Raw genomic sequence first — 14060 nt, 5'->3', positions numbered from 1 at the left:
AATTCTTATACAGACTATGAGAGCGCCAATAAAATTGCAAGTTCCCTTAACTGTATGCAAAATACTCATCATTTTTTCAAAGCAAATTGTATTTGAAGCACAGATTGGTTACAATTTTAACAAGTGTGTCGTAATTATCTAGGCCTGTATGCCAAGTCAAATTAGAATTATTAATGCAGTCAATCTGTGTCTGCAACAAAAAGAAAATATTGAATTTGCCTTAAATCGTTTAGGGGTTTGTGCAGGCCTTGCCGGTTTGTATGTAAAATACAGTGTAGAAAACAAAACCCATCAGTTTTTTTCCATTCTCGAGCGTTTAGCAAACCTTCCTCCAAGTTACCGCATTGGAAATGATCCGCTAATTGATGACTTTATCATTCAAATAGAAAAGGTCTACAACCCCGAGGACTACAGTGGACATCAACTAATTCAGGGTGATTTAGACCAAATACTGCATGTTGGCACAAAAGCCCTACGCAATGAATTTAACTTTGGCCTAGTTGCTGAAGAGCAGGAATGGACGCGAATCTTAGAACAAATTACCTACCCTGATAGAGCCTATTATATTGGCAGCCACGATCATGCAATTGCAGTTTCCTTTAAAGATGGAAAATACTTCATTTACGATCCTAACTACCAACAAAGAATGAAAGAATTTGTTTCAGCAAAAGAAGTCATTCAAGAACTAAAAAATTGTTTTGAATATAAAGATAAAGTGTTTGGCCTTACTATTCGTGCTTTTGCAAATCCCAATGCATCCGCAGTAACCTACCCTACTCAAACCGAGCTTCATCAGATTATCACTCCAAAACCGATGAGCCCAACAGAGCAACCTGCCTGTGAATTTGCTGCTGTAGCACGCGATATCACGACCATGGATTATTTAACCCAGAAAGATGCAACTTATTGGCAGAATTTAACTAAGGCCCATTTAATCCCAGAAATTATCGAACTCTTGTTAAAACAGCCAAAATCAGATGCGGTGCAAAAAGCCTTACTCAGAAGTATTGGGCTTAATTTTTATGTAGGAAATATTGAAACAGCCCAAAAACTAATTGCTCATTATCAAACACACTACACGAGCACAGAAGAACAAGCGCTGTTAAAAGAACAAATTCAAGAAATACTTATTAATCGAGTGACAAATCATTCACGATGCCTGAAAACAATAGCCAACTTCAGTGAATTTATAAATCTTTGCGAGCAATTGGAACTTACTCAGGAACATCCAACCTATATTGAACACTTGCAATTCCTAACACTCGTTCATCATAACGACCCAATAGCACTCGAGCGCTTTTTAACCAGCCTATCACCCGAACAATTAGTAAAACATATTCAATATGCAGCAATCACCAATCAACAACAATTATTAGATATATTACTGAATGTTCCGATTACGCCAGAATTCCTAACGACAGCGTTCACCTCCCAGGTTATTGAATATATTGGTGTTGTCAGTTTAAGAAAACTGCTCGATAAGGGATTTATTCCAGACATCCAGGATGCTCAATTACTACCACGCTGCATGAATAGAAAAGATAAATCGATTTTTAATTTAATCGCTAATGCATGGGCAGAACAAAGCAAGCAACGAGACTTATGGGAACACGCTACAAAAGGCCAAGCAAAGGAACTCGATCTGAGAGCCGCCTTCGGTACAGTTTCTCTTCTAGGTGTTTTGGTCTTTTTACATAAAGATAATTTAATAAAGACAGCACCCACTAATTTTTCCGAAGACCAGCTACAAAGTGCATTAATGATTGCTATCATGGATGGCAATTCCGAAATGAGCCAATGGCTGCATCAAAAAATATTAGAATGCGGCTATACCTTCGCTCTAGATACCTTGGAGCATTTTTATGAAGATGCTTTGGAACATGAAAATTTAACTATACTGAACATCCTGGCGAGCATAGGATTTAATGTCCTAGGAAAAAATATCGATAAACTGTTAGCTTTATGCCGTGATAATAACGATTACGCCATCATTTTTAACTCCTTTGATGCTTCACAACCAAAGGTAAAACAATATATTGTAGATGCCAGCTTGCGAATGAACCTTGTGCCTGTGGCCAGGCATTATGCACAGCACGCCCCCCAATTCTTTAATGTTGCATTGAATAATTCATTAGACAACCTGGCTAAATTAAAAAAGCTAAATCAGGCTGCTCGTTTTCTTCCTCCTGAAACCCTAACTGTAGACCGCCAAGATCCCGACAATAAAACATTTATTGCGAATTGTTTTAAACAGAAATTACTCCATCTAGCGGGAGCATTAACCCAAACGGTTCACTGGAGCGAAAAAGAATTAAATGAATTATGCGATAACTTAATTATGGCCAAAAATGAAGAGGCTGTAATTCAACTAATCAAAATATATCCCCTGTTAAAACAAAGAGCGGAATTAATTCCTCTGTTAATGCAAAATAATCTGCTTAATGTGGTTACTCATTTGGCACCTGACGAACACGATCTAACTCCCCAACAGTGTGAAGAATTATTGATTGCAGCACTGGCTAATAACAAGAAAGACTTGGTAGAGAAATTTTTAACACTCGAACGCATCACCACACTTGAGCAACCCTTGATGGGCTTAGTTGAACACGCTATTGCTCGAGGCTATTATGAAGTGATTGAAACCCTGCTCCAATCCCCCATTGATTTAGGTTTGGATTATAAAGCGCTTTTTATCTATAGCTGCGTTCAAAAGCAAGGAAAAATAGCAAACTTGATTCTTGCCAAAGAACCTAAGTTAGAAGCAGAAGAAATAAGCCAAGCAATTCAACATCTTTTTGGTGAACTGCCTCAATCAACTTACTTTGACATCACTTATCAACAAAGTTATGGCAGGCTCTATCAACTTTTATTAAAAACTGGCTTAAAAAACCCACGAGAAGAACTTCTAACCTCCATTAAATACCCAGAAACAGATCTCAAGTTTCAAAAAACCAGTCTCTATTTGTCACCATTAAAACGAGCACTTAAAGAAGAAAATGAGGAGCGCTTTAATATCATGTTTGGTGAGGCAAATGATTTACCTACTAGTGTGGATGAAAATCTACTGACATTCTTACAAAATCCAGTAACTACAGCCAAAATATTACCGCTTTTCCTCAGAAAATATACATTAGATTCATTGCTTTCTGAAGCATTAACCCGGAAAAAATGGGATGTTGTGGCCAATTTACTGGAACAAGCGCTCTTAGATGTTGTGGATATAGGACTGCAAAAGCAAATCCAAGATAATGCCGAACAGATTATAAAAGCTTATATTGCAAATTTAGAGATTCATTTTGATAAAGCAGATATGCGACCTCGTTTATTCAATTTGCTTTTGGCTCAGAGCCCTAATGCACTTCAACAAATCGCGTCTGCTTGGAAGAAAGAAATCCAAGAGGGTCTATCTCGCATTGAATTGGCGATGATTGAAAATAATCTTAATTTAGATAAACAAATTTATCGTCATGCCTTTAGTAAGCTTTCTCCCGAGTTAATAACACAACAACTCCAATGCACCCAAGCTATTGAGAATTACCTTAGTCATCGAGATAAAAGCTTAGGTTACTTTGCCTATCTTTTTGATTACACCCGAGGGAAAACACGTGCGGAACATTATGAAAATCTTATTAAGTCCGCCGAAACCAAAGAAGAACTCTATGTGATTGAATATGCTATTTTAATTAATTCGCAGAGTAAGCAATTTAAAAAAGATATGATTCATGGGCTTCAATTTAATGATGAGCAAAGCGCTAGAGACCAACTAAAAAGAAGCATCAAGAACTCTCGCTTAGTAAAATACTTATCGCAACTAGACGAGATTATTGAATGCATTAATAAAAAAGCGAATACGAATGATTCAGCCCCAACAGAGAGTCTATTCCAAGAAGAATTAGCTAGTTTAAAAAAAATATGTAAACCACCAAGCCCCCTAGAACGGCTCTCATTTTTCCAGGCTCAAGAGCCTGCTCAAACCGGTTTCTGGCATTGGCTTACCCATTTGTTTAGTAGCCAAAATAAAGACAAGCTGGCATCAATGCCTTAAAAACCTAGGCTGGTTGCTTGCAACGAATAGCACCTACTTAAAGGTTTGTGCTGAGTGAAACGAAGCCAATGGCGCCCCAACTATACGCCTATGTTAGGCTTCGCGATGCTCAGCGCCAACCTACATTTAGAAGTAGGCTTATTTTTGTTATCAAAACAAAGTTCCAGTGACACTTGTTGATCTCGATCCACAACAACGTGCAGCAGCTCAAAAATTAGGGATTAACGCCATCGCTCCACACAATCGTAGTGAATTAGAATATGCTTTTCGAGAAGCGAATATGATTGCGACCTCTACCGGTCAAAAAGCCATTATGAACAAGTACCCCAAAACTTGGTTTACAGATAAAATTCTAGCCAACCTAAGCGTATATGACGAATTTGGACCACAATTTAGTACTGAAGAAGTATTGAATCACGAAATGCCCATTAATTTCGTGCTTAATGACCCAACCCCAATGAAATATATTGATCCTGAATTTTATATTCATAATTCTACAGTCTTATCCTTCTTACAAGAACAATTAGCCCCAGGAGTACATGGAATTACACCCCAGCCAGATCAAAAAATTATTCATCAATGGTGTGCCTATCATGAATTTCCGTTAGAAATAATTCAATCTTGGTTTGTAAAATAGGAATAATTAAATCCAATATCTAAAATAAATTTACACATCACGCACAATCCTATATATTCCGAATTTTATTTAAAATGTGTATTCTAAGTGCACGGTTAAATATGGGGAATGATCGTATTGAATACACCACCATCACAAAGCTCAAAAAGTATTATCATCTGGTTAGTTGGCGTTTCCTTTTTATTATTCCAATTTTTTTTACAATTATCGTCTGGAATCGTTATCGGTGCAATCATGCACGAGCAAGGGCTCTCTGCATTAACTGCGGGGCTTTTAAGTAGTTCCTTTTATTATGTCTATACCAGCCTGCAAATCCCCGTAGGTTTACTATTTGATCGCTATAATACACGAACCTTATTATCCGTGAATGCCCTGTTATGTGCCTGTGGCTGTTTTATCTTTGCTATGGGGCATACGCTGCCTGTACTATTCTGTGGGCGTCTAATTATTGGTGCTGGCTCTGCTTTTGCTTTTGTCGGTTTAACGCGAGTCTTACGGCAAAATTTCCCCTTAAAACAATACGCGTTTATGATTGGTTTATCCGAAACATTAGGATTTACAGTCACCGTAACCGGCATGGTGGGTATGGGAGCTCTAATTAGTCAAATTAGCTGGAGATACTTTATTGCTATTGCAGGAACGGTAGGAATATTTATTGCCGGCCTATGCCGTATAATAATTCCTAGCAATAAGCCTGAACCACAAAATCAACAACAATATAACAAGCAATTAGTACTCATGCTGAAGGATAAACTGGTTTGGATTAATGGTTTATTTGTCGGGCTGGAGTTTTCAGTGATCACTGTTTTTGCAGCAATGTGGGCGGTTCCCTTTATCCAACTAAAATTACATTGTGATATTAAAACAGCGAGTATTCTCACCTCTATGGTTTTATTCGGTGCCGGTTTAAGCTGCCCTATTTATGGCTGGTTATCCATTATTCTCAGCAAACGCAAACCACTAATTCATTTCTCTTGTTTATCGACCGCGTTATTATTATTGGTTGTTCTTTATTTACCAATGCAAAGCCCCCTACTTACCGGGATTCTTCTCTTTTTTATTGGGTTACTCTGCGGTGCTTATATGCTGGCTTTTACTATTTCTAATGAACTTGCACCACCTGAATCCTTATCTGCATGTACTGGATTTACAAATACGTTAGGAATGCTCTCTGCCCCACTTATGCAACCATTAGTGGGCTACTTTTTAGATTACTCAAGTAATAACTCAGGACATTATACTTTAGCAGATTACCAATTTGCGCTTTTGAGTGTTCCTATCGCTCTAGTTATTGCCAGCATTTTTTCGCAACGCCTGCCCGAAAAAAGCAGTAGTGAGATAGAGCATATTCAAAAGGATAATCCTTCCTTGCAACGATGTACTCTGAATTGAATTACCCAAAAACGGCTATCATGCTCACCAGGAAAGCCAAAGCCTAACAGAGGCATACAATACAGCGATACATGAGAAACCTCTTGGTAGAAAAAAGCGAAAAATGAGGGCTTGAATAAATTATTATTTGGAGCAGATGTCTGTTGTCCCGCTTCTTTAATTTCGTCTAGCCGTTTTTTAAAGACATTGGATTGATTGGCTACATCAGTTAATTTCATTTCTATTGATTCAACAAGCTTGAAAGATTCTGATTTTTTTCCAAAAACATTGTTTTTCCCAAACTCTGATCCAAGCTTCTCTTTTAATTCACTAATAACCGCGCGCGCCGAGGAAAAGTCGTCTTTTTTTATATGCTGTATAGCATCATCGAGTGCCGCCTGCACTAGAATATTTTTCTTTGCCCCCTGTCTCATGGAACCCCAAAATTGCCCATTTATTCTTTGGTCATAAGAATTTTTTTGCTCAGTAATAGCTTGAATTATATGCTCCTTAACCAGGTTATTAATTGGTTTGGGCTCTACCTTAGCTGGCATAGCTGCTGTAACTGATGTAGATGGCGTAGCATACCGCCTAATTTCAGCAACGCCCTCAGGCACTAGTCCTGCTATTGGGGATGGTTGTTCCCTATTGAGAACTAAGGGTTGATTATAGCGATAGAAGTAATCTTGGTAGTTATCAATTTTCTTATATGGCGTGATATCCCGAAAGCCTAAGACGCTGATGTTATTATTGTCAATCCTTTCATATTCTACGATTACTCTAGCACCTGTATGAAATAGAGCCCAGTCAGATTGGGCCTTAATAACATCGGCTTCATTTGCAAAATCAACATCGGTTCTAGGAACAAAGCTTCCGCTATGAATTTGTGCAGCAATACGAGATAGAACTATTTGTGCCGAATCATCTCCCTGATACAAGTGCATATTCTTGCCTCGTACTACATGAAAAATAGTATATTTTGGCATCTGTATTGCCTACTAAGATCATTTGTATTTGTTTAATTTTAGCTCGTTTTTATTAAAAAAACATTTTTATTAAAAAGTATTCTTTTTGAACAAAAAAATTCAAATAACTCAGCATTTTATCAGCACTCAGCGTACTCGCTTTGGAAATACTATGGAGTAAGTTCTACTGTTTCAAAAGGGTGGGGTAAAAATATTGAACACTAGGGACTTGTAGGGTTACGTTTTTTTTGCTAACCCAAAAATCCTTCGCCGAAGCTACTTCTTAAGATCTGCATTATGCCTAACCACAGAAACGCCTGGTTTTGGTTGCTGGCAACCAGGAATGATCGTTTTAAGCAGTTGCCTGTTCTTTAAATGATTGTTCCGTAACAAAACAGAAAGCACCTTTATTTTCTTTGGAGAAACCAGCAATAGAATGAGAGGAATCATCAGACTTCAATGTATTCAATAATTTTAATGTTAACTTAGGCAATCCTACATTCACAATGCATTGATCTTTATCCAAAGATTTGATGGAAACAAACTGCGACATTTTCACTCGATTACCCATGGGATCAAGCCAACCCGCAACAGCTGCGCTGGTTGCGTCTTTTTCCTTTAAGTTCGCAGAATAAAAACCATTATCATCACTTAAACGACAAAAAGTAGTGCTAATGTCATGCGCATCTTTTTGGCCTTCACTTAGGACCAACTTACCAAACCACGCTTTATTTCCGGTAACAAACTGCTCTTTTTCATCAACTTGGATATGCCCATTCAACTGGCTGGTTTGTAAAGCTTGCAATTTAACTCCAGGGCGTAAAACCAAAGTTTCACTGCTATGATTTTCTTGTTTTAGCATATCCACTTTAAAATTAAATCCTTTTTTATCCTGTTCCTTAACCCCGAAAATCCAGCTGTCATTAATTGGGTTATAACGAATAAATGAATGCCCAACATGCCAATCTAAAGAAGAAGTTGAGGCTTGTTCAATTTTGTCATTGCCTTCATAGAAAAAAACTAACTGATTGGTTTGACCATCAATCAGTGCGGCTTTAGTATGGAACTTGTCGCCTTGACGTTGCATCTCAAAAAAATATCCGTATTTATCGCCACTTTCATTATTAACCATGCCTGAAAAAGTCCAACTGCCAACAGTCGGATCAATTGGTTTATTTTCAGGTTTTATTTCTTCTGCTCCAGCAGCAAACAAGCCAGTACTAATGAACAATAAGATCCCAAATAAAAAAGCACAACGTCGAATAGGTAACATATTAGTAATAACCTTTTAACTGTTGATGTGACCACAATGCGTTCCAAAATGCATCATCCAATACTGCGTCTACGGGCAAATAATACATATTATCTGAGCTAAACGAACGGCACTTTACCGCATCCTTTTCGGTCATAATAATCGGCCCGCTCAAATAATTTAGATCCTGCGGCTTAAACTGATAATGATCGGGATAAGAACAGGTATCGAATTCTATCTCTAATCGGCTTAAAGTGGAATAAAAACGTTGCGGATTTCCAATAGCTGCAATCGCCTCCCATTTTCCACTAATTGACTCAGGGCTTATTTCCTTACCAGTACTAAGTTGCGTTATTTTACCAGGCCTTAGCTGCATCGGATACGCATTTTTCCAACTACCTTGGTTGACAATAACAAAATCTACCTGGCGTAAACGAGCAGCCGATTCCCGTAATGGACCAGCCGGTAAACATAAGCCATTTCCCAAGCCTCGAGTTCCATCAATTACTGCAATTTCAATGGCACGTCCCATCCGATAATGCTGCAGCCCATCATCACTAATGATTATTTGGCACTGGTGCTTTTCTAAAAGATAGTGCACAGCATCCATTCGTTTCGGCGCAATCACCACAGGGCATTGTGTTCGTTGCGCTAATAATAGGGGCTCATCCCCCACATCTTTAGCTGTATCATGTATGCGAACTTCATAAGGAAAGGTTTTAATTGCTGCCCCATAGCCACGGCTAACGATGCCTACCGATAATCCTTTGGCTTGGAATTGGCGAGCTAGCTCAACAACTAAAGGGGTTTTACCTACCCCACCTACGCTAATATTACCCACGACAATTAAAGGTACTGGGCATTTAATCTGGCAATAACGCTCTAAGTACCAACGCCGAAAGGAAACAATACTTTGATAAGCCCAAGAAAAAGGGCTAAGAACCCATCGCAATGCATGGTTTCCATACCATAAATTATCGATGAATGAGGACATCAAATTAGCGCTTCCTCATATCGTAAATTAGTCTGTTGCACCCCATGCAATTGTGCATAATGTCCGTGCAATGCTAATAACTCGTGATGAGCCCCCTCTTCTACAATTCGCCCATGTTGCATCACAATAATCTTATCTGCGTGCTGAATAGTAGAAAGTCGGTGGGCAATTACTAACGTGGTGCGATTTTTCATCACCCCTTCTAAAGCAATTTGAATATAACGTTCTGATTCACTATCTAGGGCCGAAGTTGCTTCATCCAAAATTAATATAGGAGCATCTTTTAAAATAGCGCGTGCAATCGCGATCCGTTGTCGTTGTCCACCAGAGAGCAACACACCATTTTCACCAACACGGGTATCATAACCATCCGGTAATTTACTAATAAACTCATCGGCAAAAGCTAATTTCGCTGCATTAATAATTTGCTCTCGGCTAACATCCAAACGGCCATAAGCAATATTGTTCGCTAAAGTATCATTAAAAAGAGTAACACTTTGACTAACCAGAGCCATTTGCTCACGTAAACTACGCAGGTTAATTTGGTTAATTGGCATACCATCAAGGGTAATCTCACCCTGAGATATCTCATAAAAACGTGGCAGTAAGCTAGCGATAGTTGTTTTACCACTTCCCGAATGCCCGACCAAAGCGATGGTCTTGCCTGCCTCAGCAGTAAAGCTCACGTCATGTAATACATGTTGGCCCTGACGGTATGCATAGGAAACATGCTTAAACGCAATCTCTCCTCGCGCTCGGTGATTCAGTACGACACCCTGCTCGTTCTCAATTGGTTGGTCTAATAAATTGAATACACTTTCAGCCCCAGCCAATCCTTTTTGAATTACAGCATTTAAGGTAGTTAGTGTTTTCATTGGCTTAATTAATTGCAACATCGCGGCAATAATCGCCAAAAAGGAACCGGCAGATACAATCACTACAGTGGAAAGTTGAATTGCCGCAGCAATGATGGCTGCGATACCAATCGCTATCACGATTTGCACACCAGACACATTAATGGCTTTGCTTACTGCAACCTTCATGTCATTTTGCCGTGAACGCTCTATTGCCTTGCTAAACTTTGCGTTTTCATAATCAAGGCCACCAAAAATACGAACCACGCGATAACCATCAATTGCTTCGCTAGCAATCTCAGTTACTTCGCCCATCGTTTTTTGTACTTTGTGACTAATGCGTCGCACACGTTTGTTGGTGTAGCTGACAATAAATCCAACAAAGGGAATGGTTAGCAAAAACATCAGCGATAATTGCCAGCAAATGACCATCATCACAGTCAATAATCCGAGAATCAAACAGGTATTTTGTACAAAGTCAGTTAATGCCTCAGCACTGACCTGTGCTACTTGTTCTACGTCATAGAGAATTTTAGAAAGCAATTGGCCTGAAGTAGCTTCGTCGTAAAAATCAGCAGGTAAACGAGAGACATGAGTAAATACTTTTTCTCGAAGTACTTTAACTACAGAGCGAGCAACCCAGGTCATGCAATAACTTCCCAAAGAGCTCACCAAGCCTCTTAAGGTAATCCCAATTAAAACGATGTACGGGATTTTTTTAATGAATTCTATATCGATGTTAATAAAGCCTTTATCAAAAAAAGGCCGCATCATGTACGTAAAACCCGCATCGATAAGCGAATAAAAAATATTGGCACCAATACCTAATGCCAAAACAGGCCAAAATGGTTTGACAAAGGAAAGTAAACGCTTATAGAGGACACTGGTTTTAACCGTAAGTTTTTTTTTCATCGATCAGGAATTTGGGTTGTTAGTAAATGGCTCAGATTGTATCGCTTATTAACCCGAAGTGCTAATGATCAATACACTCAAATCACGATTAATATATTTTTTTTAAAAATTTTATTATTAAAACAATAAGTTATGTTTGAGTCTGTTTTAATCTTTTTATGTGGGCTGAGCTATCAGTCCCGCCAGGTATCGCTGCCATGAAGTTAAGGAAATTTTGCAAAGACTTATAGATTGGGCCTATGTCTTTGTGCCACATCCATAGCCCAACATTGAGTTCTGGTGGCTTGATGCTCTTGTTGGCCAATCGGCTTAATGGCTACTTACTTAAGGAATTCGCCTCGCTCTTCGTCTCCCGGATTTCGCTGCGCAGCGAAATCCGGGGCGTGATGAGCATCGCGAATTCGTCTGTTTTTTCTTAAGTAAGTGCCATTAGGTCATGGGCTCAACCTACAATTTATAAATATAATCCTTAAGTTAATAGCAATGGGCCAAGTGTGCATGCCAAATGCTAGTCACAGCTCCATCAGTTAAGCAGTGCAAGTCATTTTTACGCGAGTATAGGCACACTGAAAACCAATTTTTTGTACATTAGCATCAGAAACAGTGCCTGGTTCAGTCGTTACAATGGCCCAGGAAAGCCCTAATGCCTTAGCAAAATTAAGCCGGGCATGTAATAGTTTTTTTTGTAATCCTTTGCCTCGATAAATCGGCAAAGTACTGGTCACACCTAAATCACAAAAATCACCATACATCGCAATTACAGCACCTGCGACAACCTTCCCTTTATCATATGCAGCAAAAGCCCTAACACCATTAGCCTGTACATACTGAAAAAACTGATCCCGAGCCTCCGGATAACCAAAACCTAAAGCCACCCGTGTCGCCCATTCATCCAATTGAGATGAGGATACTTCCTTAATCTCAAAAGGTTCTGAGCAGAAATCAACTGGTTCGTAGTCCTTTAGATTCAAAGCAGATACATTATTCAACTCGGTAACATGATAACCACGCTTGCTTAAAAAAAGCGTTAGCTCATTACCTACGTAAGGGCATAACTCAATATCCACGCGCCCATGACCTTGGTCCTGATAAAACTGTTCGATGCCTTCTATTTCAGATTTAAATTGTTTTGACTGACTCGCAAATCCCCACCCCACCACCTGAGATAAATAAGAATCAGCCCCAGAAAAACAAGCGGCTCCGCCATTAATATCTAATATTTTTCCTTGTGCATATTGCTTAGTTACTTCAATATGGGTCTGTTTAATACACCCCTCCATTTGGGTTGCTAAATCTTTAGTGATACATCTCATTTCGTTTTTAATCCAGCAACTAATTCGTGAACTAATCCAGGCCCCTGATAAACCAATCCACTATATACCTGCACTAATGAAGCTCCAGCATCCAGTTTAGCTTGAGCACTCTCACTGCTATTGATGCCACCAACCCCGATTAAGGTTACCGCGTTGCCAACATATTCTTTGAGCAAACGCAAACACTGCAATGAGCGTCCTTGTAAAGGTTGGCCACTTAATCCACCGGCTTCTTGAGCATAGGGTAAATTAGCTACCCCATCACGAGAACAGGTAGTATTCGTTGCAATAATCCCTTCAATGCCACGACTTAAAATCACTTCCGTCATTTGTTTCAGCGTTTCCATATCTTCATCAGGAGATATTTTAACAACCAAAGGAACATGACGTTGAAACTTATCAGCCAAACGCTTTTGTGCCTGCTGTAAATGGGATAGTAAATCAGCAAAATATGCCTTCTGCTGTAATTGACGCAAATCAGGAGTATTGGGAGACGATATATTAATGGTTATATATGTTGCATGCTCATACACCTTATCTAAACAATAAAGGTAATCTTCCGCAGCTCGCTCTAAAGGTGTATCTTTATTTTTGCCAATATTAATACCTAAGATGCCTTGATAATGAGCCTTTCCCACGTGAGTGACCAAGGCATCAACACCTTGATTATTAAATCCCATGCGATTAATAATGGCTTGCGCTTGAGGTATACGAAATAGGCGCGGTTTCGGACTCCCATCTTGAGGACGAGGTGTTACTGTCCCTAATTCAATAAAGGAAAATCCGACTTTAGCCAAAGCATCTAGATGCGCGCCGTTTTTATCTAATCCAGCAGCCAATCCCACGGCATGAGGGAATTGTATTCCCATCGCCAGAACCTGATTTGACTTTACTGTTTTAAAACAGGTTTGCGGAATAAAATGCAAGGCAGATAAGCTAAAGGAATGCGCCCTTTCCGCATTCATGCAAAATAATAAAGGGCGTACAATAGAATACAAATTAGACATCACACTTTTGCGCCCACACTCGAAGCATCGCATTTTCTGCTTTATGCAAATGATAAACCACTTCCCTAACTTCAACACCATAATTTTCCTGTTGAAGTTGCAGTAAAACGGGACCTAAAAGCTCTGAAGTTTTCCCTTCACGATCGATAAGCGGGAAAATACGTACTTCTTTTGCGACTCGAGCCAATTCGCGAATGACATTTAAATGAAAATCTATTGTTTGATCTTCCAAATCCGCAAAAAGGTAATGAGCACTCAAGGCAAAATCAAAAGAAAAATCGGGATAAGGTAGATGATAATCCGCGGCACCATAATAGCGACCTTCTGCTTTGCCCTGCTCATAATCAGCAAAAAACTCTTTCATTCCTCTTTGGCGTTTCTCAATTAATTGTTCCAGACTGCCATATTCACTAAAATCAAATTTATCCTGTTCTTTTTGTACTTCGTGCACCATTTCAGAAAAAATCATCACGGCTTTAGAGGACAAGGTATCTTTATCTAAAACAAATAAGGGATCACAACTTACAGCTTCATGCGCTTCGTGAAATTGTTGCGCATTGACTGCACTTGGGCCACATCCATATTCTAAAATTCGGGAATTCATATCGTCTTGAGATAAATCAAACATATCACGATATTCATCAACATTGTGTCCCCAGAGCACTAACTTCCGCATAAGCAACTCTCCTGATAAATATAAATCTAAAACG

The 14060-nt window shown here is 39.1% G+C and carries 10 protein-coding genes; 3 read left to right on the top strand and 7 right to left on the bottom strand.

Annotated elements, in window-relative coordinates; genetic code table 11:
• Positions 1-148: 148 nt before the first annotated feature.
• The 3 genes from J2N86_RS06750 (at position 149) to J2N86_RS06740 (ending at position 6074) form a co-directional block, all read left to right on the top strand.
• Entirely contained in the window at positions 149-4045 is a 3897-nt protein-coding gene (locus J2N86_RS06750; protein ID WP_252582110.1) for a hypothetical protein, read from the top strand.
• Between the two features lie 166 nt (positions 4046-4211).
• Positions 4212-4682: a hypothetical protein gene (locus tag J2N86_RS06745; protein WP_252582108.1), complete on the top strand. Its 471-nt coding sequence runs from the start codon at positions 4212-4214 to the stop codon at positions 4680-4682.
• Between the two features lie 117 nt (positions 4683-4799).
• Positions 4800-6074, top strand: a complete 1275-nt coding sequence (locus J2N86_RS06740) for an MFS transporter (RefSeq protein WP_289781848.1) — start codon at positions 4800-4802, stop codon at positions 6072-6074.
• On the opposite strand, the gene J2N86_RS06735 is transcribed toward J2N86_RS06740, so the two are convergent.
• The 7 genes from J2N86_RS06735 to J2N86_RS06705 form a co-directional block, all read right to left on the bottom strand.
• Positions 6032-7039 (bottom strand): hypothetical protein, encoded by a 1008-nt coding sequence (locus J2N86_RS06735; RefSeq protein WP_252582105.1) that lies wholly within the window; start codon positions 7037-7039, stop codon positions 6032-6034. The genes J2N86_RS06740 and J2N86_RS06735 overlap by 43 nt on opposite strands.
• Before the next feature lie 331 nt (positions 7040-7370).
• Positions 7371-8291: a hypothetical protein gene (locus J2N86_RS06730; RefSeq protein WP_252582102.1), complete on the bottom strand. Its 921-nt coding sequence runs from the start codon at positions 8289-8291 to the stop codon at positions 7371-7373.
• A gap of 1 nt (position 8292) precedes the next feature.
• Complete coding sequence (gene lpxK, locus J2N86_RS06725) at positions 8293-9264, bottom strand: tetraacyldisaccharide 4'-kinase (protein ID WP_252582099.1); 972 nt, start codon at positions 9262-9264, stop codon at positions 8293-8295.
• Positions 9264-11030: a lipid A export permease/ATP-binding protein MsbA gene (gene msbA / locus J2N86_RS06720; protein WP_252582096.1), complete on the bottom strand. Its 1767-nt coding sequence runs from the start codon at positions 11028-11030 to the stop codon at positions 9264-9266. The genes lpxK and msbA overlap by 1 nt, the downstream gene beginning before the upstream one ends.
• 527 nt (positions 11031-11557) lie before the next feature.
• Entirely contained in the window at positions 11558-12343 is a 786-nt protein-coding gene (locus J2N86_RS06715; RefSeq protein ID WP_252582093.1) for a GNAT family N-acetyltransferase, read from the bottom strand.
• Entirely contained in the window at positions 12340-13341 is a 1002-nt protein-coding gene (locus tag J2N86_RS06710) for a quinone-dependent dihydroorotate dehydrogenase (RefSeq protein WP_252582393.1), read from the bottom strand. The genes J2N86_RS06715 and J2N86_RS06710 overlap by 4 nt, the downstream gene beginning before the upstream one ends.
• 1 nt (position 13342) lies before the next feature.
• Positions 13343-14026 (bottom strand): class I SAM-dependent methyltransferase, encoded by a 684-nt coding sequence (locus tag J2N86_RS06705; RefSeq protein WP_252582090.1) that lies wholly within the window; start codon positions 14024-14026, stop codon positions 13343-13345.
• Positions 14027-14060 lie beyond the last annotated feature (34 nt).

Origin of the sequence: Legionella lytica (assembly GCF_023921225.1) — a bacterium.
In the GTDB taxonomy this organism is placed as follows: Bacteria; Pseudomonadota; Gammaproteobacteria; order Legionellales; family Legionellaceae; genus Legionella; species Legionella lytica.
This window is presented reverse-complemented; position numbering and strand designations above follow the sequence as displayed.

Coding starts and splice junctions, on each gene's coding strand:
- J2N86_RS06750 (WP_252582110.1), top strand. CDS start 149: ATGCCAAGTCAAATTAGAATTATTAATGCAGTCAATCTGTGTCTGCAA.
- J2N86_RS06735 (WP_252582105.1), bottom strand. CDS start 7,039: ATGCCAAAATATACTATTTTTCATGTAGTACGAGGCAAGAATATGCAC.
- J2N86_RS06730 (WP_252582102.1), bottom strand. CDS start 8,291: ATGTTACCTATTCGACGTTGTGCTTTTTTATTTGGGATCTTATTGTTC.
- lpxK (WP_252582099.1), bottom strand. CDS start 9,264: ATGTCCTCATTCATCGATAATTTATGGTATGGAAACCATGCATTGCGA.
- msbA (WP_252582096.1), bottom strand. CDS start 11,030: ATGAAAAAAAAACTTACGGTTAAAACCAGTGTCCTCTATAAGCGTTTA.
- J2N86_RS06715 (WP_252582093.1), bottom strand. CDS start 12,343: ATGAGATGTATCACTAAAGATTTAGCAACCCAAATGGAGGGGTGTATT.
- J2N86_RS06705 (WP_252582090.1), bottom strand. CDS start 14,026: ATGCGGAAGTTAGTGCTCTGGGGACACAATGTTGATGAATATCGTGAT.